This window comes from Streptomyces odontomachicola (assembly GCF_039605595.1).
Lineage (GTDB): Bacteria > Actinomycetota > Actinomycetes > Streptomycetales > Streptomycetaceae > Streptomyces.
In genome coordinates this window covers 81,799-105,328 of the sequence record NZ_JBCFOK010000023.1, presented here as the reverse complement: position 1 = coordinate 105,328, position 23,530 = coordinate 81,799, and the positions used below count along the sequence as shown (strand labels likewise).

At 73.9% G+C, this 23,530-nt stretch carries 14 protein-coding genes; 8 read left to right on the top strand and 6 right to left on the bottom strand.

What is annotated here, in order from left to right; genetic code table 11:
* Positions 1-273 precede the first annotated feature (273 nt).
* Positions 274-810: a MarR family winged helix-turn-helix transcriptional regulator gene (locus tag ABEE00_RS32360; RefSeq protein ID WP_345749331.1), complete on the bottom strand. Its 537-nt coding sequence runs from the start codon at positions 808-810 to the stop codon at positions 274-276.
* Positions 811-949: 139 nt separating this feature from the next.
* On the opposite strand from ABEE00_RS32360, the gene ABEE00_RS32355 reads away from it, so the two are divergent.
* Positions 950-2,245 carry an MFS transporter gene (locus ABEE00_RS32355; RefSeq protein ID WP_345749339.1) on the top strand — a complete coding sequence of 432 codons (1,296 nt, stop codon included), beginning with the start codon at positions 950-952 and terminating at the stop codon, positions 2,243-2,245.
* 219 nt (positions 2,246-2,464) lie between these two features.
* On the opposite strand, the gene ABEE00_RS32350 is transcribed toward ABEE00_RS32355, so the two are convergent.
* Positions 2,465-4,219, bottom strand: a complete 1,755-nt coding sequence (locus tag ABEE00_RS32350; RefSeq protein ID WP_345749330.1) for an ATP-binding SpoIIE family protein phosphatase — start codon at positions 4,217-4,219, stop codon at positions 2,465-2,467.
* Between the two features lie 443 nt (positions 4,220-4,662).
* Positions 4,663-6,051: an NAD(P)/FAD-dependent oxidoreductase gene (locus ABEE00_RS32345; protein WP_345749329.1), complete on the bottom strand. Its 1,389-nt coding sequence runs from the start codon at positions 6,049-6,051 to the stop codon at positions 4,663-4,665.
* A 452-nt stretch (positions 6,052-6,503) separates the two neighbouring features.
* Here ABEE00_RS32345 and ABEE00_RS32340 point away from each other — a divergent pair, with 452 nt between their 5' ends.
* Positions 6,504-7,409: a TetR/AcrR family transcriptional regulator gene (locus ABEE00_RS32340; RefSeq protein WP_451918719.1), complete on the top strand. Its 906-nt coding sequence runs from the start codon at positions 6,504-6,506 to the stop codon at positions 7,407-7,409.
* A gap of 205 nt (positions 7,410-7,614) precedes the next feature.
* Positions 7,615-9,594 (top strand): sigma-70 family RNA polymerase sigma factor, encoded by a 1,980-nt coding sequence (locus ABEE00_RS32335; protein WP_345749327.1) that lies wholly within the window; start codon positions 7,615-7,617, stop codon positions 9,592-9,594.
* Positions 9,595-9,663: 69 nt separating this feature from the next.
* On the opposite strand, the gene ABEE00_RS32330 is transcribed toward ABEE00_RS32335, so the two are convergent.
* A complete protein-coding gene (locus tag ABEE00_RS32330; RefSeq protein ID WP_345749326.1) occupies positions 9,664-13,110 on the bottom strand; it encodes an ATP-binding protein in 3,447 nt (1,148 codons plus the stop codon).
* A 325-nt stretch (positions 13,111-13,435) separates the two neighbouring features.
* Positions 13,436-15,754 carry an asparagine synthase-related protein gene (locus ABEE00_RS32325; protein ID WP_345749325.1) on the bottom strand — a complete coding sequence of 773 codons (2,319 nt, stop codon included), beginning with the start codon at positions 15,752-15,754 and terminating at the stop codon, positions 13,436-13,438.
* A 1,048-nt stretch (positions 15,755-16,802) separates the two neighbouring features.
* Between ABEE00_RS32325 and ABEE00_RS32320 the strand changes: the two genes are divergently transcribed.
* The 4 genes from ABEE00_RS32320 (at position 16,803) to ABEE00_RS32305 (ending at position 22,364) form a co-directional block, all read left to right on the top strand.
* Positions 16,803-18,338, top strand: a complete 1,536-nt coding sequence (locus tag ABEE00_RS32320; protein ID WP_345749324.1) for an NsdA family TPR-like regulatory protein — start codon at positions 16,803-16,805, stop codon at positions 18,336-18,338.
* Between the two features lie 67 nt (positions 18,339-18,405).
* Entirely contained in the window at positions 18,406-19,788 is a 1,383-nt protein-coding gene (lhgO, locus tag ABEE00_RS32315) for an L-2-hydroxyglutarate oxidase (RefSeq protein WP_345749323.1), read from the top strand.
* A 126-nt stretch (positions 19,789-19,914) separates the two neighbouring features.
* A complete protein-coding gene (trmB, locus tag ABEE00_RS32310) occupies positions 19,915-20,766 on the top strand; it encodes a tRNA (guanosine(46)-N7)-methyltransferase TrmB (protein WP_451918718.1) in 852 nt (283 codons plus the stop codon).
* Positions 20,767-20,849: 83 nt separating this feature from the next.
* On the top strand, positions 20,850-22,364 hold the full coding sequence (locus ABEE00_RS32305) for a PrsW family intramembrane metalloprotease (protein WP_345749322.1): 1,515 nt from the start codon (positions 20,850-20,852) through the stop codon (positions 22,362-22,364).
* Positions 22,365-22,537: 173 nt separating this feature from the next.
* Here ABEE00_RS32305 and ABEE00_RS32300 read toward each other — a convergent pair whose 3' ends face one another.
* Positions 22,538-22,960, bottom strand: coding sequence for a (deoxy)nucleoside triphosphate pyrophosphohydrolase (locus ABEE00_RS32300; RefSeq protein ID WP_345749321.1), 423 nt, complete (start codon positions 22,958-22,960; stop codon positions 22,538-22,540).
* A gap of 111 nt (positions 22,961-23,071) precedes the next feature.
* Here ABEE00_RS32300 and ABEE00_RS32295 point away from each other — a divergent pair, with 111 nt between their 5' ends.
* The gene (locus tag ABEE00_RS32295) at positions 23,072-23,476 is read left to right on the top strand and encodes a PPOX class F420-dependent oxidoreductase (RefSeq protein ID WP_345749337.1); all 405 of its coding nucleotides are present in this window, start codon (positions 23,072-23,074) and stop codon (positions 23,474-23,476) included.
* The last annotated feature ends 54 nt before the right edge of the window (positions 23,477-23,530 follow it).

Below are 23,530 nucleotides of genomic sequence, written 5' to 3'. Positions count from 1 at the left end.
AAATTCGTTCCTGCTTTTCCCCTGTCGGCGGGGTGCCTTCCGGCGTGGCCGCTACGTTAGTGGATTTCCCCGGCTGATCAAAATCAGCGTCCGCGGTCGTTTTCCGGCATGCCGAAAAGCTTCCCGCGAAGGGAGATCGTGCTGAGTAGTGGATGCCACCGGATGTGGCGGGAGGTGCTGCCGCCGTAACCTTTCGGCTCCGTGGCAACCCGAAGAACTTTACGGACGGGGCCGGGTGGTGTCAACCGTTCCCCGGGGGTCAATCCAGACCGGTCAGTCCAGGTCGGTCAGCCGGCCGCCCGCGTCGGGCTGCGCGTCCTCGACGCGGCGGAGCAGGCGGGTCAGCAGCTCGCCCAGGCAGCCGCGCTCGTCGCCCGTGAGGTCCTGGAGGAGCTCCTCCTCGAAGACAGAGGCGCGGCGCATGACCTGGAGCCACTTCTCGCGGCCCTCGTCGGTGAGGCCGATGATCACGCGGACGCGGTTCTCCTCGTCGCGCTCCCTGGTGACCAGGCCCTGCGTGACCATCCGGTCGATGCGGTGGGTCATCGCCGCGGGCGTCAGGCCGAGGCGCTTGGCGATGGTGCCCGGCCAGAGCTGGTACGGCTCGCCGGCCATCACCAGTTCCTTGAGCACCTCCCACTCGGGGCTGGTGAGGCCCAGGGTGGAGAGCTGGCGGCCGTACGCGACGTTCATGCGGCGGTCGAGCCTGCTCAGCGCGTTCACGACCTTCTCCACCTGAGGGTCGAGGTCGCGGTATTCGCGCTGGTAGATGGCGATCTGCTCGTCGAGCGTCGGCTGTCTGTCCGGCATGAGCGGGAGTATCCCCCACGGGTATCGATTCGCGCTAAACGGCTTCCCTGTGTACTCTTTAGCTTCGAACTTTAGCATTGAACTCTACGGTCCCGGTGGGCTTCTCCAGCCATCGGGGCCTTGTCCTGGGGAGGTGAGTGTGACCACCGCGATGGGCGCTGCGCTGCGCCGCATTCAGATCGGGAACGCGCTGGTGGCGTTCGGCAACGGCTTCACCGTGCCGTTCCTGTTCGTCTACGTGGCGCGGGTGCGCGATCTCGGCGACGGCACGGCGGGTGCCGTGCTGGCCGTCTTCGCCGCCGCGGCGCTGCTGGTGCTTCCGTTCTCGGGGCGGGTGATCGACCAGCGCGGGCCGCTGCCGGTCGCCTTCGCCGGGGCCGGTGCCGCCGCGGTGGGAGCGCTCGGGTTCGGGCTGTCGAGTACGGCGCCGATGGTGCTGGTGTCCTCCGGGCTGATGGGGGGCGGGATCGCCGTACTGCAGCCCGCGCTGGCGACGATGATCGTGTGGTGCTCGACGACGGCGACCAGGTCGCGCGCGTTCGCCACGCAGTTCTTCCTGAACAACGCGGGGCTCGGGGTCGGCGGGCTGCTCGGCGGGTTCCTCGTGGACGAGTCGGAGCCGGCGAGCTTCACGTTGCTGTTCTGCATCGAGGCGACGATGTTCGTGGTGCTGCCGATGGTGCTGGCCTCGGTGCGGCTGCCGGAGCGCGCCGCCGCGGGTGCCGACGTACGGCCCGGGCAGGCCGCCGGGCAGCGGAACGCCGGCTGGGGGTTCCTGCTGCGGGACCGGGCGATGGTGCTGCTGTGCGTGCTCGGGTTCGTCGTGTTCTTCACCTGCTACGGGCAGTTCGAGTCGGGCCTCTCGGCGTACGCGGTCGAGGTCACCCGGATCTCGACGGCGACGCTCGGCACGGCGCTGGCCGCGAACACGGCGGTGATCGTGCTGGCGCAGTTCGTGGTGCTGCGGCTCGTGGAGCGGCGGCGGCGCAGCCGGGTCGTGCTGGCGGTCGGGCTGATCTGGACCGTGGCGTGGCTGGCGGCCGGGGCTTCCGGGCTCGTGCACGGGTCGCAGGGGGTCGCGACGGCGCTGCTGATCTCGACGTACGCGCTGTTCGGGGTCGGCGAGACGATGCTGTCGCCGACTGTGGCGCCGCTCGTCGCGGATCTGGCGCCTGAGCGTCTTGTCGGTCAGTACAACTCGGCGTTTGCGCTGGTCAAGCAGATGGCGTTGGCGGTTGGGCCTGCTGTGGGCGGGCTGATGGCCGCGGGTGGGCTGTACGCCGTGTACATCGGGATGCTTGTCGTGTGCTCGTTGGGGATCTGTGGGCTGGCGCTGTTGTTGGGGCGGCGGTTGTCGCCTGCGCAGGATCGGCCTTATGGGTCTGTTGTTGTGGCTGAGTCTGTGCCTGATGCGCGGGTGGGGTCGGCCGTGTGAGCCCTGCGGGGCTTGGGTTGGGGTTCGGGGCTTCGCCCCGGGCCCCTTTTTCGGGGCTTCGCCCCGTGCCCCGTTGGGTGTATGGCTGGGTGGGGTGCGGGGGCTTGCGTTCCGGTGTGCCCACCCGTTCCGCCCCTTGCGGAACGACTGCCCACACCTCGGTGGGGGGGGGAGGCGGCGGTGGGGCGGCTGGCCACACCTCGTGGAGAGGGCCGGAGGCTAGGTGCGGCGGGGCAAGGCGAATTCGCACCAGACTGATTTGCCTCCGTCTGGGGTTCTGCGGGAGCCCCAGGAGGAGGCGATCGTGGCGATGATCGAGATGCCTCTGCCCGCCTCGTCGGCCGGTTCAGCGCGGCGGCGGCGTGGGAGGTGTTCGTCGCCGTCCGTCACCTCGACGATCAGGCGTCGGTCCGTACGGCGCAGTCGGAGGCGCATCGGGGGCGTGCCGTGCTGGAGGGAGTTGGCTACCAGCTCGCTGGAGGCGAGAACGCCCAGGTCATGCAGGTCGGGCGGGAAGCGCCAGGAGGTCAGCACCCCTGAGGCGAACGCACGGGCCCGGGGCGCGGCCTCCGTACCACCCAGGAGGTCGAGGGCGGCGTTGTGGAACAGCTCCGCGTCCGGGCCCTCCCTCTCCGGGTGCTGGAGCACCAGGGCCGCGACGTCGTCGTCGTGGGATGAGGTGATGCCCAGGGAGCGGAGCAGGCGGTCGCAGATGACCTCGGGGGAGCCGACCGCGCCGGCGAAGGCGCGCTCCAGGGCGTCCACGCCCTCGTCGATGTCGGCGTCGCGGCGTTCGACCAGGCCGTCCGTGTAGAGGACGGCGGAGGAACCGGGGCTGAGGGCCACCGTGCCCGAGGTGTGGGTCCAGCCGCCGGTGCCCAGGGGCGGTCCCGTCGCCTCGGCCGCGCGGTGCACCGTACCGTCGGACTCCCGTACGAGGATGGGGAGATGGCCCGCGGAGGCGTAGGTCAGGCGGCCCTCGTTGGGGTCGTGTACGGCGTAGACGCAGGTGGCGATCTGGCTGGAGTCGATCTCGGCGGCGAGGCCGTCGAGGAGCTGGAGCACCTCGTGCGGCGGGAGGTCCAGACGGGCGTAGGCCCTGACCGCCGTGCGGAGCTGGCCCATCACGGCGGCCGCGCGCACGCCGCGGCCCATGACGTCGCCGATCACCAGGGCCGTGCGGCCGGCACCGAGGGTGATGACGTCGTACCAGTCGCCGCCGACCGCGGCGTCGGCGCCGCCGGGCTGGTACGTGGCGGCGACGCGCAGGTCGTCGGGCTGCTCCAACTCCTGAGGCAGGAGTGAACGTTGCAGGGTGACGGCCGCCTCGCGCTGGCGGCGTTCGCTGGCGCGCAGCCGCTCGGCCGACTCGACCTGGTCGGTGACCTCGGCCGCGAAGATCAGGACCCCGTCGCCGCCGGGCGCGGTGATGGGGGTGCAGGTGAAGGTGTAGTAGGCGTCGCGCCCGGTGGCGGAGTGCACCCGGCGGGACTTCACGGTGCGCGGCCTGCCGCTGCGCAGCACCTGGTCCATCAGCGGGAGCAGGCCCAGCTCGTCGAGCTCGGGCAGCGCCTCGCGGGCCGGTGCGCCGGGTGCGCGGGGGCCGAAGACCTCGGCGTACGCGTCGTTGACGTACGCGATGCGGTGCTCGGGGCCGTGCACGACGGCGGCGAGCGCGGGGACCTGGCCCAGCAGCGCGTGCACGGAGAGCGCGTCGATGCTGCGGGTGACCTCGGAGGCGCCGGGCGCTTCGCCGTCGGCGGCCGCCGGGTCGGGGTCGCCGGGGCTGCCGGGGGCGTCCGGCGGGGTGTCGCGCGCCGTGTCGTGCGCTGTGTCCTGCGCGCCGCCCTCCTCGTGGCGGGTGCGCTCGGCGCGGGCCGACGGGACCGTACTCGCCTCCTCCGCCGGGCGGTGCGCGGCGGCGGTGCGCCGTTGGGTGCCGGGCAGTCGGGCGCTCCAGCGCGTGAAGTTCACGGTCGTGGGGTCCTCGTGTCGTTCGCCGTGGTCGTTCGCGGTCGTTGTCCGGCGGTCCGGGGACCGTCGGCGGTGTGTGCGCGAAGGTTCGCGCACGTTTCCCGGCGGTCCGGGGACCGTCGGTGGTCCGTACGCGAAGGTTCGCGCACGTTCTCCGGCGGTCCGGGGACCGCCGGCGGTGTGTGCGCGATGCTTCGCGCACGGGGTCCGGCGGCCTGAGGACCGTCGGTGGTCTGTGCGCGATGCTTCGCGCGTTCTCCGGCGGCCGGGGACCGTCGGTGGTGCCTTCGCGAGGCTCGTGGACGCTTCGCGGTGGTCACTCTTTGCAGGTGCGGGCGCACCCATGGTCACACGGACAGTGTGGGCCACGGTGCTGACATCCCTCAGACGCCGCCCTGCCGCGGGCAGTTCCGGCGCCGCGTCCGGGTGGGGGACGGCGCGTGTCAGCTGCCCTCCGGATGCCGTCCGGTGCCCGCCGCCAGCTCGAACTCGGCGCGCGGATGCTCCAGCGAGCCGAGCGAGACGATCTCGCGCTTGAACAGTCCTGCCAGCGTCCACTCCGCGAGCACTCTGGCCTTCCGGTTGAAGGTCGGCACCCTGCTCAGGTGGTACGCGCGGTGCATGAACCAGGCCGGGTAGCCCTTGAGTTTGCGCCCGTAGACGTGCGCCACGCCCTTGTGCAGCCCGAGGGAGGCCACCGAACCGGCGTACGCATGACGGTAGTCGGCGCTCTGGCCCCCCGTCAGGGTGGCGGCGAGATTCTCCGCGAGACGGCGGGCCTGGCGCACGGCGTGCTGGGCGTTCGGCGCGCAGAGCGCGTCGGGGTCGCCGCCCTTCTCCCTGGTGAGCAGGTCGGGCACGGCGGCCGCGTCGCCGGCGGCCCAGGCGTGCTCGGTCCCCTCCACGCGCAGTTCCGCCGTGCACCGGAGCCGGCCCCGCTCGTTGAGCGGCAGCCCGGTGGCGGCGAGCACCGGGTGCGGCTTGACCCCGGCGGTCCACACGAGGGTGCGGGTGGGGCGGCGGGTGCCGTCGCTGAGCACGGCGACGCGCTGCTCGCAGGAGTCCAGTCGGGTCTCCAGGCGTACGTCGATGTCGCGGGCCCGCAGCTCGCGCAGCGCGTAGAGGCCCATCTCCTCGCCGACCTCGGGGAGGATGCGGTCGCTGGCCTCGACGAGGAGGAAACGCAGGTCCTGCGGCTCGATGTTGTGGTAGTAGCGGCAGGCGTAGCGCGCCATGTCCTCCAGCTCGGCGAGCGCCTCCACGCCCGCGTACCCACCGCCGACGAAGACGAAGCTCAGGGCCGCGTCCCGCACGTCGGGGTTGCGGGTGGAGGAGGCGATGTCGAGCTGTTCGAGCACGTGGTTGCGGAGCCCGATGGCCTCCTCGACGGTCTTGAAGCCGATGCCGTGCTCGGCGAGTCCCGGCACCGGCAGGGTGCGGGCGACGGAACCCGGAGCCAGCACCAGTTCCGTGTAGGGGACTTCGATCGCGCCCGTGCCTTCTTCCTCCGTGGCGAGGGTGCTCACGGTGGCCACTCTCTTCTCGTGGTCGAGCGCCTGGACCTCGCCGATGAGCAGCCGGCACTGGGGCAGCACGCGGCGCAGCGGCACCACGACGTGCCGGGGCGAGATGGATCCGGCCGCGGCCTCGGGGAGGAACGGCTGATACGTCATGTACGGGTCGGGGTCCACCACGACCACTTCGACCGGTGCCGCCGCGCCGGGTTTGAGGTGCTGTTTCAGCTTCTGCTGCAACCGCAGCGCGGTGTACATGCCGACGTAGCCTCCGCCGACCACGAGAATGCGCGCGGGCTCCTTCGTCGCCTTGGTCACCCGTCCATGACGCACCCGGGGTCCGGCATTTGTCCACAGGGGGGCGGGAACGAGCAACGGTCCTGATTACGGCGTACGGGGTCTCAAGTTCCGCGCGGGGACGGTGCGTTGCAGGTCACGGGGTGGCGTGGGGAGGCGACGCGTGCGCCGGTTGGTGCGGGCTTCGCCATGTACTCCGATCGTGCGGCGTTCTGTGAGGAACTGCCCCCTTCTCTCTTGACCCGGGCTGAACTATGTTCGTATCCGTCGGAGCACGATGGGGGGCGGCCCGGACTGCGTACCGCACTGCTCGGAGCGCTTGCACACAGCACTCGCTCACAGCACTGCGTACGGCGGCGGGCGGCACGGCGGTACCGGGCCCAGCGCCACTGGGCAGCGCACGCGGCATCGTCTCCGGCCGAGACAGGGCGGGGGTCTCCGGGGGGAGACATACAGCACCGGGGGAAATACGTATGCACATGCAGGGTATTCACGGCTCTCATGGAGCCGCGGCGGCGATGACGCACGCCGCGGAGGCGGGGTCGGGCTCCGGCGGCGGCGTCGGCAACGGCGCGGGCGCGCAGGGGGACGGCGCTCCGCGCACGACACCGCTGCGGGTGGACGCGCAGCGGAATCTGGAACACGTCCTGCGCGCCGCGCGCGAGGTGTTCGGCGAGCTCGGGTACGGGGCGCCGATGGAGGATGTCGCCCGGCGCGCCCGGGTCGGCGTCGGCACCGTGTACCGCCGCTTTCCCAGCAAGGACGTGCTGGTGCGGCGCATAGCCGAGGAGGAGACCGCGCGGCTCACCGAGCAGGCGCGCAGCGCGCTCGGACAGGAGGAGGACCCCTGGGCGGCGCTGTCCAGGTTCCTGCGCACCTCCGTGGCGTCCGGCGCGGGGCGGCTGCTGCCTCCGCGGATACTGCGGGCCGACGGGGTGGGTCCCGTCGGCGCGGGCTCCTCGGGCGCTGCGGTCGACGGCTCGGCCGAGCACGGCACGCGGGTGCCGCAGCAGCGGCTCCCCGGTGAGGACGCGGCGAACGGGTCGCACGGCGCGCACGGTTCGCACGGCGCGGGCCCGCTGGGTCAGCCGGGCGACAACGGGCTGCGGCTCGTGGACGGCGGGCGCGCGGGTCAGCAGGGGCACGGTTCAGGTGCGGGCCCCGAGCCCGAGCCGGACAGCGCGGCCGAACTGCTGGGCGTGGTCGGACAGTTGGTCGAGCGTGCCCGTGAGGCGGGCGAGCTGCGCACCGATGTGACGGTCGGCGACGTGCTGCTGGTGATCGCCACGGCGGCTCCCTCGCTGCCGGACGCGGCGCAGCAGGCCGCGGCCTCGAAGCGGCTGCTCGACATCCTGCTGGAGGGTCTGCGCTCGCGGTAGCCCGTGCGACGGCGCAGCCCCGTGGCGGGCCCCGGCTCGTGACGCGTTGTGACGTGTCGGGGCGGCGATGTCACGGGGCGTGGTGGAGGCGTGTACGACGCGTTCTCGGATGAGTGGTTGCGGTGAACGGCCTCTTCCGGGCCAACCCCCGTGTGGCACTCTTGCCCGGTGATCGGGTACCGAGTTCGTACGGGGGGCCGCCACCATGAGCGCCGACAGGCGGAAGGACGCCCAGGAGTCGGAAGCAGCGGAGTCCGTCCCGGAGCAGTCCTCCGCTGAACGGCCCGCGAAGGGCACCGTTCCCAGCCAGCGCGGGCGGCACCGCAGCGCGGGGCGGGGGGCGGCATCGGACTCGGAGGCGGACGCGGGAGCTGCTCCGGGGTCCGGAGCGGCCGCCGGGTCGGCCGCGGCCGGCGCCGCGAGTGCCGCGGGCGAGGACGCGTCCTCGGACACCGACCTCATCGCGCGCATGCGCGAGGGCGACAGCTCCGCCTACGACGAGCTGTATCGCAGGCACTCCGAGGCCGTACGCCGCTATGCCCGCACCTGCTGCCGCGACGGGCACACCGCCGACGACCTCACCAACGAGGTCTTCGCGCGCACCCTGCAGGCCGTGCGCGGCGGCAAGGGCCCCGAGACCTCCGTACGCGCGTATCTGCTCACCTCGGTGCGGCACGTCGGCGCCGCCTGGGCGAAGACCCGCAAGCGGGAGCAACTGGTCGAGGACTTCGCGGTGTTCGCGCAGTCCGAGGCCAGCGCGTCCGCCGCGTCAGACGAGGACACCCTCGACCTCGGCGCCGATGTGCGGGCGATGCGCGAGGCCGAACAGACCCTGGTGGTCAAGGCGTTCAAGAGCCTGTCGGAGAAGGACCAGATGGTCCTGTGGCACACCACCGTCGAGGAGTCCAAGCCGCAGGAGGTCGCCCCGCTGCTGGGGATGACCGACAACGCCACGGCCGTGGCCGCGCACCGCGCCCGCGAGAACCTCAAGAAGGCCTACCTCCAGGCGCACGTGAGCACGTCCCTGACCGAGGGCGGCGACTGCGCGCGCTACGCCGACCGGCTCGGGGCCTATGCGCGCGGCTCCCTGCGCAGCCGCGCCGAGCTGGGCCTGCGCAAGCACCTCAAGGAGTGCGAGCGCTGCCAGGCCGCGGCGGCCGAGGTCGTGAATCTCAACGAGCGCATCCGTCTGCTGGTTCCCGTGGCCCTCATCGGCTGGTTCGCGACGGCGGGCGGCGCGAAGGCGTTCGGCCTGCTGGTCGGCGGTGGCGGTGCGGCCGCCGCTGCCGGCGCCGGCGGAGCGGCCGCCGCCGCGACCGGTTCGGGTGGGGCCGGCGGCGCGGCGGGAGGCGGCGCCGCGTCCGAGGGGCTCGGCGCCCCCGCCAAGATCGGGATCGCGGCGGGCGCCACGGTCGCGGCCGGCGCGGTCCTCGCGTACGCGCTGGCGGGCGGCGAGCCGCCCAAGAAGCCCGAGGCGAAGCCGAAGCCCCCGCCCGCCGCGCCCTCGAAGCAGCCGGAGAAGCCGAAGCCCAAGCCCCCGCCGCCGCCCGAGCCCAAGCCGAAGCCGAAGCCGGACCCGCCGAAGCCCAAGCCCAAGCCGAAGCCGCCGCCGGAGAAGCCGAAGCCCAAGCCTCCGCCGCCGAAGCCCGAGCCGACGCCCCCGAAGCCGACCCCCACGCCGAAGCCGCCGCCTCCTCCGCCGGCGGACTACCCGGTCAACGAGCTGAAGTACGACCTCGGGCAGCCGGGCGGCGGGGACGGGCTCCCCGGGCTGCCGGGCGGCGACGACAAGCAGGACGCGAAGGAACCCACCGTGCGCATGGCCGAGAGCAGCCCGCTCTGGCAGCGCCAGGACATGAGCATCGACGGCAAGAAGTACGCGCACGGCGCGACCGTGCACGCACCGTCCTCGGTGACCATCGACCTGAACCGCCCCTGCACGGCGTACGACGCGTCGGCCGGCATCGACGACATGACGCTGGGCCTCGGCAAGGCGCGCTTCTCGGTGTTCGGGGACGGCGCGCGGTTGTGGCAGTCGCCGCTGGTCAGCGGGCACGACCCCGCGGTGCCGGTGCACGTGCCGCTGTCCGGGGTGAAGACGATCAAGCTCGTCGTGGAGCCGGACTCCGCCGTCGACACGGTCGCCGTGGCCGACTGGGCGGAGTCGCGGATCACCTGCGGTTGAGGGCGTACGCGACGCTGAGCGCGCTCACTGCGAGGGCGCTCCCCGCGAGAACGGTCCCCGCGCGGGCGGTCACTTGCCGGTGAGGGTGTCCAGGAGGGCGATGGCGCGCTGCACGGTGTGCTCCACCGCCTGAGGGCCCGGGGCGTCCGGGGTTTCCGAGGTGTCCGGGGCTTCCGGGTCCTGCTCGGGCTCCCGCGCGTACTCCCTCACCCACGCCTCCATGCGGGCCTCGGGGACGGAGCGGGCCAGTTCGCCGCGTACGGAGCGGGACGCGTCGGCCAGGCGGCGGGCCGCGGTCGCGGGCGGGCAGCCGTCCGGCGTCGGCGGGATGCCCTCGGCGCTCTCCAGGACCACGGCACCCGCGCACAACAGGCAGTGGGCCAGCAGTGCTTCGGGGGCGCCGAGGTCCAGCGCGTGCCGCAGGACCTCCCGTACCTCGCGCAGCGGCTGGAGGTCGCGGTCGGGCCGGGGCCCGCGGCGCTCCCGCTCCTCGCGCTGCTCGGCCGAGATGACGCGCACCCGCAGCACGCGCAGCACCAGCTCGAAGACCGAGGGCAGGGTGCTGGCCCTGGCGTGCTCCTCGGTCTCGTCGTACAGCACGCGGGCCCGCGCGGTGTCGCCGCTCTCCAGCGCGAGGACCCCGCGCAGATAGCAGCCGAAGGTGCGGGCGTCGGTCACGCCGAGCCGATCGGCCTCCTCCAGGGAGCGCTCGGCTAGCCGTTCGGCGGCCGCCGTGTCGCCCTGCCGGTGCCAGTTGTCCGCGATGCGGGCGAGCAGCACGGGCATCTCGGTGTGCGCGCCGAGCTCCTGCGCGTACCGCATCGCCGTCTCGTACCCCTCGCGCGCCTCCTCGTACCGGCCGAGCTGGGTGTCGAACTCGGCGCGCAGCCCGCATACCTGGCTGATCAGCCAGCGGTCCCCGGTGGCCTCGGCGAGCGACTCGATCTCCGGGAAGTCGGCCGCCGCTGTGCGCAGGCCGTGCGGGGTGTCGATCTTCACGTGGGCGCGGAAGAGCAGCGAGACGGCGAGTTCCCAGGGGCCGCCGTGGGTGCGGCAGTTGGCGACGGCGCGGTCCATCAGCCGTACGACGCCCGCGCTGGTCTCCACGATGAAAGCGGAGAACGGCCAGAGCAGTCCGGGGAAGCGGGCGGCCGAGGGCGAGGGCGCTCCGCTGTAGGAGCCGGCGAGTTCGTGCGCGACGGTGCGCTGGGTCTCGTCGTCCAGCAGGCTGGACGCGTACTGCTCGTGCAGCAGGAAGTAGTAGAGGAGCTGCAGCTCGCGGTAGACCGTCTCCTGTTCCGCGGTGCGCGCGGTGTGCTCGGGCGGGAGGAAGCCGAGCGCGGCCTGCGTCCACTGGGCGCCCTCGTCGCGGTAGTTGCGCAGCCACCAGAACCAGCCCATGTGGAGGACGAGTTCGATCACGGTGTCCGCGTCGGCCGCCACTACGCAGCGGTGCAGCGCCGCGCGGATGTTGTCCAGGTCGGCTTCCAGGCGCGGGAACCAGCGGAGCTGCTCGGCCGAGCGCAGCCGCGGGTCGGCGGCCGCGGCGAAGCGGCGGATCTGCTCGGTGTGCCGCCGCTCGGCGGCCGCGCGGTCGGCGGGATGCGCGGCGGCGCGCTCGGCCGCGTACTCGTGGATGGTCTCCAGCATGCGGTAGCGCATGCCGGTCTCGGAGAGCGGCGGCGGCTCGTGCGCGACCAGGATCGACTTGTCCACGAGCGCGCCGAGGAGGGGGAGCACGTCGTGCTCGGTGACCTCGGTGCCGTCGGCGCACACGTACTCGGCGGCCGACAGGGTGCAGCCGCCGGCGAACACCGAGAGCCGCCGCATCACGGTCCGCTCGGCCGCATCCAGCAGGTCCCAGGACCAGTCGACGACCGCGCGCAGCGTCTGCTGGCGCGGCAGAACGGTGCGGCTTCCGCTGGTCAGCAGCCTGAAGCGGTCATCGAGCCGGTCGGCGATCTGGCGCGGCGTGAGCGAGCGCAGCCGCGCGGCGGCGAGCTCGATGGCCAGCGGCAGGCCGTCGAGTCTGCGGCAGATCTCCGCGACGGACGCCGGGTCGGCCTCGGTACGGAAGCCGGGGCAGGCGGTCGCGGCGCGGTCCGCGAACAGCCGGTGCGCGTGCTCCGGCGGCAGCGGCTCCACGGGGCGCATCGACTCGCCCGGCACGCCCAGCGGTTCGCGGCTGGTGGCGAGCACGGTCAGGCCCGGGCAGTGCGCGAGCAGGGTCTCGGCGAGCCGGGCCGCCGCGTGGATCACGTGCTCGCAGTTGTCGAGTACGAGGAGGAGGCGGCGGTGCGCGCAGTGCTCCAGGAGGGGGCCGAGGGCGTCGCTCGTCGCCGCGCCCCCGCCTCCGCTCTGCGTGCCTCCGCCGGTGCTTCCGCTTCCTGGCCGCGCGGTGTCCAGGCCCGCGCCGAACAGCGCCGTGTCGCGGCGGCCCAGCGCGCTGAGCACGGCGCCGGGCACCGCGGCCGGATGCTCCAGCGGGGCGAGCTCCACGAGCCAGGCGCCGTCGGGGTAGGACTCGGGGTTGGCGGCCGCGGCCTGCTCGGCCAGCCGGGTCTTGCCCGAACCCCCAGGCCCCGTAAGGGTCACGAGACGGGAGCGGCGCAGGTCCTCGCGGAGCGCGGAGAGTTCGGACTCGCGGCCGACGAAGCTGGTGAGGCGGGCGCGGAGGTTGCCCTTGGGGTGGCCGGCCGGCTCGGGGGCACGGGCTTCCGTTTCCCGTTCCGTTTTCTGCTCCGCCTGCGGTGCCTCCGGCTGCGCTTCCGGCGGTGCTTCGGGTCCGGCCGCCAGGAGCTGGGCGTGCAGCGTGCGGAGTTCGCTGCCCGGGTCGGTGCCGATGCGGTCGGCGATCTCGCGGCGTACGGCCTCGTACGCGGACAGCGCCTCCGCCGGTCTGCCGCTGTCCCGCAGGGCGCGGATCAGCAGGGCCTGGAGCGGTTCGTCGAGGGGCCACTGGGCTGCGAGGTCGCGGAGTTCGGGGAGTACGGACTCGGCGCGGCCCAAGGTCACCTCGGCGGCGAGCCTGCGCTGTTCGGTCATGCGGCGCAGGGCCTCGGGGCGGGCGGCGGCGGCCGTCTGCTCCGGCAGGTCGGAGAGGGCGGGGCCGCGCCAGAGGTCCAGTGCCTCGGCGAGCAGGCGCGCGGCGGTCTCCGGTGCGCCGTCCTCCAGCGCGCGGGCGCCCTTTTCGGCGAGGCGCTGGAAGCGGTGCAGGTCGACGTCGTCGGGGTCGGCGCGGAGGCGGTAGCCGCCGGGCAGCGACTCCACGGCGTCCTTGCCGAGGGTGCGGCGCAGGCGGCCCACCAGCGCTTGCAGCGCGGCGGGCGCGTCCGATGGCAGGGTCTCGGCGGCCGTCCAGACCTCGGCGACGAGGACGTCGACGGGTACGGCGGCGTGGGTGTCCGCGCGCAGGGCGAGCGCGGCGAGGAGGGCGCGGAGCCGGTGGCCGCCCAGGGGCAGCGGCCGGCCCTCCGTGTCCCGCGCCTCTGTGGCGCCCAGCAGCAGATATCGCACGGCCCCATTGTTGCGGAGCGTGCGGCCTACGCCCTGCGGTTTTTGGGGCGGGCCCCGCGGGTCGCACCTGAACCGGGGGCTCCGCCCCCGGGCCCCCGATTGGGTGCATAGCTGGGCGGGTGCCGGGCCTTGCGTCCGCTGTGCCCACCCGTTCCGCCCCTGCGGAACGACTGCCCACAGCTCGTGAGGGCTGAATCCCGCCGCAGCGGAAAGCAACAAGGAGCGGACCCGACCGGCGGTCGAAGCGCAGCGATGCCGCAAAGGGGGCAATCAGGACGCGCCCCGTAGCGCAAAGGAACCGGAGCAGGCCGGGGGCGGCCGGCGGCTAGAGCGCTTTGCGCGAACGCCCCGCCGTCACACCCCCCGACGCCGCCCGCTGCTTCGGCGCGGCGGAACCCGCCCAGCATGTGCCGCGGCGTGCCAGCAGGCGGCGCAGCCACAGTTCCGTGGAGACCAGGTCGGCGAGGCCGTCCAGCGGAAGCGGCGTACCGTCGGCCGCCGCGCGCAGCGCACGCCGCACCACGCGCGCCTCCACCAGACCCGCGTCGGCGAGCAGCGGCGCCTCGAAGAGCTGGAGCAGTTCCTCGGAGGCCGCCCGCAGCCCCGCCCGTACGGACGCGGTCTGCGAGGCGTGCGAGGGCGCGCCCCACCCGGCGGGCAGCTCGTGCACACCCGCCCCGGCCAGCACGGACCGCAGCACGGACGCCCGCGCGCCCGGTCTCACCCGCAGCGTCTCGGGCAGCGCGCGGCAGGCCCGTACGACCTCGTTGTCGTAGAAGGGGGCGTGCAGGCGCTGGTTGCGGATCTCCGCGGCCTGCTCCAGTACCCGGTGGTCTGCGGCCTGCCGGGCCAGCGCGGCGCGCGCCCGCCGCTCGCCGGGCCGCTCCGCCGTGGGCCGGGTCCTGGCCGCGTGCTCCAGGCGGCGCGACACCTCGGCCAGCGCCTCACCGGTGAGCCAGCGCGCGGCGGGGCCCGGCCTGCACCAGGTCAGCGCGGCGAGCGAGGCGCCCACGGCGCCCTCCTCGGCGGCGTCGAAACCACCGTTGCCGCCGCCGGCCGCCGAGCCGTTGACCGCACCGGTCCCGGACCCGGCCCCCGTACCCGCTCCCGAGGCCGCAGCGGAACCTTTCCCTCCGCGTCCCCCTCCCCCGTTCCGCAGCGCGGCCGCGGCCTGCTCCACGCCCTCGCGGTACGGCGTACGGGCCAGCTTCCGTGCGGCGCGGTACACCGTCCACGGCACCGTGACCGAACGGCCGGGCGGCGCACCCTCCGCGCGGGCCAACGCGACCACGGGCCGCAGCAGATGGCGCCGCCGCCGGTCCAGCAGCAGGTCGGCCATGCGCGCGGGGTGCGCGTCCAGCACCTGGCGCGCGCCGAGGCCCACGAGGTGGTCGGCGCTGCCCGCGGCGAGCCTGCGCCGGTGCCGCTCGGCCGTGACCAGCGAGGGCCCGGGCTCGTCGGTGAGCGGTCCGTCCAGGTCGGCGTAGGGCAGGCCCTCCTCGCCCGCCGCGACGACGACGTGGTGCAGCCGCGGGTTCTCGGCGATGGTGCGCGCGCGTTCCAGCTCGGGCCCAGCGGGCGAGCCGTTGCCCGAACCGCCCTTGGTGGCCAGGTCGTTGAAGGTGACGGCCAGCAGCCGTTCCCCGGCCTCGGTCTCGCCCGCCCCGTACAGCGTCCCCGGCATCCCGGGCAGCCCGGCGGCCAGCAGGGCCAGCGTCCCCGAAGCCGGGCCGCCGGACAGGTCGGCGCCGATGCCGGGCGCGGGACCGCCGCGCGCTGCGCGCCGCTCGGCGGGGCCCATCCCGGGAACGGGCCCGGGATCGAGGTGCCCGAAGTCGCCCTCGGCCGCGTGCCGGGGAGCTGACAGCCGCGCCCGTACGGCCTCCACCAGCGCGTCGCGTACGCGTGCCACGGCCGTGTCCGGGTCGGCCGGCGGCGGGGCGCCGGCGACCAGCGAGGTGGCGGGCTCGTAACCGGTTATCTCGCGGCTGCCACCCTCCCGCAGGATCAGCGCGTGCCCCGGCGGAACGCGGTAGACCCCCTTGTACGGGGTGCCGTCGGCCAGCGCCTCGGGCGCGTCGGGGCAGGCCAGCAGCGCGGCCAGGTGGCCGACGTCGAGCTGGGCCTCGATGAGGTCGGCGAGCGGCAGTGCCGCCGTGGCGTACGCCGTACCGCCGGCCCAGGGCGTGTAGAACACCGGCCGCACGCCCGCCAGGTCGGCGGCGAGGGTGATCCGGCGGCCGATCCTGGCGACGGCCGTGTAACTGCCGGGCCAGGAGGTCAGATGGCGGAAGGCGCCGCCGCGCGCCGCGTTCAGACCCGCGCGCAGCTCCTTGTCGTCGGCGCCGCAGCAGCCCAGCACCGCCAGGCGGTTGTTCGGGTCGGCCGTCTCGGCCTGGAGTACGCGGATCTCGTCGGGGCGCCAGTCGCCCACGGCCCACAGCGGGTCGGGGTCGCCCCAGAGCAGTTGCGCGCCGACCGGGTGGAGGGTGCGGCCCTCGTCGTCCTCGTCCCGCACCGAGCCGCCCTGGCCCCAACCGCCGTACCCGGCCGCGCCGTTGCCGAAGGTCCCGGTGCGGGCGTACGCGCCGCCCGCCTGCGCGTTGCCCGGGGCGGCGCTGCTCCACCCCACCAACCACCGCATCGCCCGCCCCGCCTTCGCTGCCGCTGGACTCCGCCGGCCCCCGCGGGCCTTCGCGCCGGGCCGCCCGGGCCCGGAACGCGGCCCCTCCGGCCGCAACGGCGGTGCCGTACCCCGCCGTTGCGGCCATGTTGCCACGAGAGCGGCGCGGGAGAGCGCATAAGGGGCGCGGACCTTGAGTGGACGCATCCCCGATGCGCCTCGGGGTTCGGCGGGGGTGCCCGCAGGGGTGGTGAGGGTTTTCCCGTACGGGATGAGGGAGGGGCCGCACCCCTAAGGGCGCGCGCGGACCCCGTACGGGATGCGCCGTGCCCCTAGCTGGGCCCCTAAGGGCCGGGCCCCGAGCCCGTACGAGCGGCGCGGGCTCCCCGTACGGGACGCGCAGCCGGCGAAGCCCGCGTCGGGGCCGGATCCTTCGGCCCCGGCCGCTTTGCACGCGTCCAGAGGGGCATATGCCCTGGGCCTCCGCGCGCGGCACGGCGCCGCGGACCGATGCCATTCGGCCAAATCCGAGCGTTCAACAGTGAGTTGAGTTCAGCGCAGAGTCACCGTGCACCGTACGGGCGGACCTCCGGCATCCGTACGGCTTCCACCGGGCGCGACAGCACTTGTCAGCCCGGGAGGCGACCCCCGCCCCCCGGGCCGAACCGCCGCCCGCGGGGAATGAGACGGCGGTGTCCCCCAGCCCGCTGCACAGGACCGTTCCTTCCTGCCAGCACAACGGGCCGACCCACGCAGGAACCATGGAAGCGCTCCCCGCCCTCCCGGCACAGGCGCATGGGCAGGCGCACGGCCACACGGCGGGAGCACGGCGTATGCGTGCGGGCCCGGGCCCGCACGCGAGGTCGGCCGGAACCCGCGCGTCCGGCGGACCCTCCGGCGGACACGCGCAGTTGGCACGTGCCGGATGTGCGCACGCGTGTCCGCACACGAATCCCGCCATCCGGCAGGCGGCCTCTTAACGGTCGGGATGCGCCGAACTACTCTGGGTTCACGAATGTCCCAAGCCACTCGGCGCGGGGCGGTCGTCAGGTGTTCAGGGGTGCTGTGCATGTCCAGGGACTCACGCGGGCCGAATGAGAAGCTCGGCACGGTTCTCGCGCTCGCAGGAATCAGCAACGCCGGACTCGCCCGGAGGGTCAACGACCTGGGCGCACAGCGTGGTCTGACGCTTCGTTACGACAAGACCTCGGTGGCGCGCTGGGTCTCCAAGGGCATGGTCCCGCAGGGCGCCGCGCCCCATCTGATCGCGGCCGCGATCGGCAGCAAGCTGGGCCGCCCGGTCCCGCTGCACGAGATCGGCCTCGCGGACGCCGACCCGACACCCGAGGTCGGTCTCGCCTTCCCGCGCGACGTCCGCAAGGCGGTCAAGGCCGCCACCGATCTCTACCGCCTCGATCTGCACGCCGGGCGCCGCGGCGGTGGCGGCATCTGGCAGTCGCTGGCCGGCTCCTTCTCCGTGAGCGCCTATGCGACGCCCGCGTCCCGCTGGCTGATAACCCCGGCCGACAGCTCCGTCGCGCGCGACCCGCAGACCGCGGCCGCCACCCGCGCCGAGCACGCCGAGCAGTCCGCGCGGTCCGGCGCCGCGCCGCCCGAGGGGCACGACGAGGCGGAGCCCGGCGCCGATCCGCACGACACCGGCGGCCCCTCCGAGACCGACCCCCCGCTGCGGGTCGGCCACAGCGACGTGGCCAAGCTGCGCGAGGCGGCCGACGAGGCGCGCCGCTGGGACTCCAAGTACGGGGGCGGCGACTGGCGTTCCTCGATGGTGCCCGAGTGCCTGCGGGTGGACGCCGCGCCGCTGCTCCTCGGTTCGTACACCGACGAGGTCGGCCGCTCCCTCTTCGGCGCCACCGCCGAACTCACCCGCCTCGCGGGCTGGATGGCCTTCGACACGGGCCAGCAGGAGGCCGCGCAGCGCTATTACATCCAGGCGCTGCGGCTGGCGCGCGCCGCCGCCGACGTCCCCCTCGGGGGGTACGTGCTCGCCTCGATGTCCCTCCAGGCCACCTACCGCGGCTTCGCCGACGAGGGCGTCGACCTGGCGCAGGCCGCGCTGGAGCGCAACCGCGGGCTGGCCACCGCGCGCACCATGAGCTTCTTCCGGCTGGTCGAGGCGCGCGCGCACGCCAAGGCCGACGATTCGCACGCCTGCGGTGCCTCGCTCTCCTCGGCGGAGAGCTGGCTCGAGCGTTCCAGGACAGGAGACGGGGATCCGTGCTGGCTGGACTTCTATTCGTACGACAGACTCGCCGCCGACGCGGCCGAGTGCTATCGCGACCTCAAGGCGCCACGGCAGGTGCGCAGGTTCACGGAGAAGGCGCTGTCCAAGCCGACCGAGGAGTTCGTGCGCTCGCACGGCCTGCGCCTCGTGGTCTCGGCCGTCGCCGAACTGGAGTCGGGCAACCTGGACGCGGCGTGCGCCGCCGGCACCCGCGCCGTGGAGGTCGCTGGGCGCATCTCCTCGGCGCGCACCACCGAGTACGTACGCGATCTGCTGCACCGCCTGGAGCCGTACGGCGACGAACCGCAGGTCGCGGAGTTGCGGGAGCGTGCCAGGCCACTGCTGATGGCTCCCGCGTGAGGGGCCCGGGACGGTACGCGGGCAGCGCGACCGGCCTGATCGTGATCAACACCGCAGCGTGTTGTCGGTGGTCGCCTTCATGATGGGTCCTGTGTCCTCGAAGTCCACGACTCCCAGATCGGCATCCGGCGGCACGCACGCCGGTTCAGACGGCACGCAGGCCGGGTCGAGCGGCAGGCAGGCCGGCTCCGGCCGCGCGCAGCCCGGCCCGGACGGCACGCGTGCCGGTTCGGGCCGTGTGCCGTACGACTGCGACGTGCTGGTGATCGGCGGCGGCATCGTCGGCCTGTCCACCGCGTATGCGCTGACCCGCGCCGCGCCCGGCACCCGCGTGCGGGTGCTGGAGAAGGAGGCGGGACCGGCGCGCCACCAGACCGGGCGCAACAGCGGCGTGATCCACAGCGGCATCTACTACCGCCCCGGCTCCCTCAAGGCCCGCTTCGCGGTCGAGGGCGCGGCCGAGATGGTCAAGTTCTGCACGGAGCACGGCATTCCGCACGAGGTCACAGGCAAGCTGATCGTGGCCACCGAGCGGGACGAGCTGCCCAGGCTGCACGCCCTGATCCAGCGCGGCCGGCAGAACGGCATCCCGGTGCGCGAGCTCGGCCCCGCCCAGATAGCGGAGCGGGAGCCCGAGGTGCGCGGCCTCGCCGCGATCCACGTGGGCACCACGGGCATCGCCGACTTCGGCGCGGTCGCGGCCCGGCTGGCCGTGCTCGCCGAGGAGGGCGGGGCCCAGGTGAGCTATGGCGCCGAGGTCACTGCCGTGGACCGCCGCGAGGGCCTGGGCGTCGCGGTGCGCACGGCGGACGGCACGGTGATCCGCGCCCGCACGCTGGTCAACTGCGCGGGCCTGCACAGCGACGTCCTCGCACGCCTCGCCGGCGACGAGCCCGCCGCCCGCATCATCCCCTTCCGCGGGGAGTACTACGAACTCGTCCCCGAGCGCCGCGACTTGGTCCGCGGCCTCGTCTACCCCGTGCCCGACCCCGCCTTCCCCTTCCTCGGCGTGCACCTCACCCGCGGCATCGACGGCGAGGTCCACATAGGCCCCAACGCCGTGCCCGCCCTCGCCCTGGAGGGCTACGACTGGCGTACGGTCCGGCCCCGCGAGCTCGCCGGCGTGCTGGGACACCCGGGCTCCTGGCGCGTGGCCGCGCGGCACTGGCGGTACGGGGCGGGCGAGCTGCGCCGCTCGGTGTCGAAGCGGGCGTTCACCGCGGCGGTGCGCCGGCTGCTGCCCGCCGTGACCCCGGAGGATCTGCGGCCCGCGCCCGCGGGGGTGCGCGCCCAGGCCGTGCTGCCCGACGGCACCCTCGCCGACGACTTCCTGATCACCGAGACCCCGCACATGGTCCACGTCCTCAACGCCCCGTCCCCCGCGGCCACCGCCTCGCTGCCGATCGGGCGGCATGTCGCGGAGCGGGTGCTGGGGGAGTCGGGGGTCTGAGGGCCGCGCCCGCACGCGGAGGCCGGGTCTCGCGGAGTGCCCCCGTCACGGGGTGTCCCGTCACGGGGTGTCCCCGCGGGCGGACGGCCCCCGCCCGCGCCCTCGTAAACTGGCATCACTGTGTCCATGTCCAAGAACCCGAGCCCGAGCGCGGGCCCGACCCCGAGCGCGAGCCTGAACTCCGAGATGACCGAGAAGCGCGAGATGTTCCCCGACGGCACCGGCCCCGCCGCCGACCCGGCCGGATCGCACCACGAACGCCGCATCCGCAGCTTCCAGCCCCGCAGGAGCCGCGTCACCGCAGGTCAGCGCGCCGCGCTGCGCCGCTTCTGGCCCACCTGGGGCTTCGACATCGACGGGCTGCGCCGGATCGACCTCGACGAGCTGTTCGCCGACGCGGGCCTCGCGCCGGACAAGGACCCCAACCTCAACCCGGCCGTGCCCCGTACGGTCCCGGTCGTCCTGGAGATCGGCTTCGGCATGGGCGAGGCCACGGCGGAGATGGCCGCTTCCGACCCCGAGGTCGGCGTGCTCGCGGTCGACGTCCACACCCCGGGCCAGGGCAATCTGCTCCGCCTCGCGGACGAGAAGGGCCTGCGCAACGTGCGCGTCGGCAACGGCGACGCGATCATCCTGCTCCGCGAGATGCTCGCCCCGGAGAGCCTGTCCGGGCTCCGGGTGTACTTCCCCGACCCCTGGCCCAAGAAGCGGCACCACAAGCGCCGCCTCGTGCAGCCGGAGTTCCTCGACCTCGCCGCCGTGCCGCTGCGCTCCGGCGCCCTCGTCCACTTCGCCACCGACTGGGAGTCGTACGCGGAGCAGATGCTCGAGGTGCTCGACGCCCACCACGCGTACGAGAACACCCAGCCGGACGGCGGCTTCGCCCCGCGCCCCTCCTTCCGCCCGCGCACCCGCTTCGAGGGCCAGGGCCTGGACAAGGGCCACAAGGTCTACGACCTGCTCTTCCGCCGGGTCTGAGCGCGGCATCCGAGCCGCTCGGCGCGCGGCTTGGCGCAGCACGGTCTTCCGCACCCCACCCCTGCCCTCGTTAGTGTCGACAGGTGAACAACGAGGGAAACGGCGCCCACGACATATCCGGCACCCCGGGCAGCCCCGGCGTGCCTCCTCAACCCGCGCCCACCACGGGGCCCTTCGCGCCGCAGGGGTCACCGGACGGCGCGTACGGGGCTCTCCCGAACCCCTACGGGTCCCCGGAGGGACAGGGCGCGTACGGGTTCCCTCAGGGGCAGTCCCCCAGGCCGTCCGTGCCGCCGCTCCCCGCGTACGCGCCCGCGCCCGGAGAGACCCCGCACTTCCCCGAGATGCCGGCCTCGCCGTCCCAGTGGCGGTATCGCGCCCCTGCCGTCCCCTCCTGGTGGCACCGCCACAACCGCACCGTGCGCATCCTCACCGTGGTGGCGCTGCTGACGCTCTCGGCGCTCACGATCTTCGCGATGGTGCGCGAACAGACCGGCACGGCGGGCATGTTCGTGGGCCTCAGCCTCTCCGTACTCCCCGTTCCGCTGCTGGTCGCGGCCTTCCGCTGGATCGACGGCGTGGAGCCGGCGCCCTGGCGCGAGCACGCCTTCGCCTTCTGCTGGGGCGCGTTCGCCGCCACCCTCGTCGCGCTGCTGGTCAACAGCGCGGGCACCAACTGGCTCGCCGGATCCGCCGCGCACGCCGACGTGCTGGGCGCCACCGTGATCGCCCCGGTCGTCGAGGAGACCGCGAAGTCCTGCGCGATCCTGCTGCTCTTCCTCTTCCGCCGCCGCAGCTTCGACGGGGTCGTCGCGGGCCTCGCCGTCGCGGGCATCACCGCGACCGGCTTCGCCTTCACCGAGAACGTGCTCTACCTCGGCACCGCCTTCGGCGAGGACCAGCTCCTCTCCCCCAACGCGCTGAACGAGTCGGTGACCCTCTCCACCTTCTTCGTCCGCATCGTCCTCTCCCCCTTCGCGCACCCCATGTTCACGTCCCTTACGGGTATCGCCTTCGGGATCGTCGCCGCGCTGCCCACCAAGGGGCGCCCCTTCCGGGCCGCCGTGCCCCTCCTGGGCCTCCTCACCTCGGCCCTCCTGCACGCGATATGGAACGGCTCGGCCTCCCTCCCGGCCCTCACCTTCCTCGCGGTCTACGCCCTCTTCGTGCTCCCCGTGCTCGCCACCCTGGTCTGGCTCGCCGTCTGGTCCCGCCGGAACGAGCTGCGCACCGTACGGGAGACCCTCCCCTCGTACGCCGCCGCCGGCTGGTTCGGCCCGGCCGAGCCCTGGTCCCTGGGCTCCATGCGCGCCCGCGCCCTGGCCCGCAACCAGGTGCGCCGCACCCACGGCCCGCAGGCGACCCGCACCCTCGCCGAGTACCAGCACTTCGCCACGACCCTGGCCCTCCTCAGGGCCCGCACCAACCACGGAGCCCCCACCCCCGACTTCCACGCCCGAGAACAGGAACTCCTCCACCACCTGTGGACCCGCCGCGCCCTCTCCGCACCCCCGACGGTGTCGGCGGGAGTGGCCCTGAACAGGCCACGGGTGCCGGCGGCGTGGGTACCGGCTGCTGGGTGGAACGGGCAGCGGTGAAGGGCGACGTCAGGGCCGGGGTCAGGGGCGGGATCGACCTCAGGGGCAGGGTCGGGGCCGGGCTCGACGTCAGGGTCAGGGTCGGGCTCGGGGTCAGGGCCGGGCTCGGGGTCAGGGCCGGGCTCGGGGTCAGGGCCGGGCTCGGGGTCAGGGTCGCGCACGGAGGGGTCGGGTCAGGGTCCCGGTTCGCGTGATGTCAGGGTTCGGACGATCTCGGTGACGGCGGGGACGTCCTGTTCGACCCACGCCACGTCGAAGGCGTCCTCGGGGGTCAGCCAGCGCAGCTCGTCGTGATCCTGGAGGGGCTTGGGTTCGCCCTCGATCAGCCTCGCGCGCCACACCTGGAGCACCAACCCGGGCCTCTGCAGCGGCCATTCGCCGGGTACACGCTCCACCGGCTCCGTCTCGACGCCCAGCTCCTCGCGGAGCTCCCGTACCAGCGCGTCCTCGGCCGCCTCACCCGGCTCGACCTTCCCGCCGGGCAACTCCCAGCGCCCCGCCAACTCCGGTGGTGCGGTGCGTCTGGCGGCCAGCAGACGCCCGTGCGCACACACCGCTCCGCCGACCACGACCTGCCGCTCTGCCTCCTGGACCATGCGGGCAGCCTAGGCCGAGGCCGCGGCGCACCGCCCGCCGCATCCTTCCGTACGATCAGTCCCGTAACCCTCCCGAGAGGAGACTTCGTGGACGCCGCCGCCTTGTCGAGGATGCTCGGCCGGTACGACCTGGGTGTGCTCGTCACGCTCAAGCGGGACGGCCGGCCGCAGTTGTCGAACGTCAATTACCTCTACTCGCCGCAGAAGCGCCTCATCCGCGTGTCCATCACCGCGGGCCGCGCCAAAGCGCGCAACCTCTCCCGTGATCCCCGGGCCAGTTTCTATGTGACCAGCAAGGACGGCTGGTCGTGGGCCGTCGCCGAGGGGAACGCCGAGCTGTCGCCCATCGCCGCCGACCCCAACGACGCGACGGTGGACGAACTCGTCGAGATATACAGCCTGATCCGCGGCGACCACCCGGACTGGGACGAGTACCGGAACGCCATGGTGAACGACCGGCGGCTCGTCGTACGGCTCAACGTGGAGCGGGTGTACGGGCACATCCAGCGCCGATAGACACAGCACCTGAGGGGCGCCGTACGGGTCTTCCGTACGGCGCCCCTCAGGTGG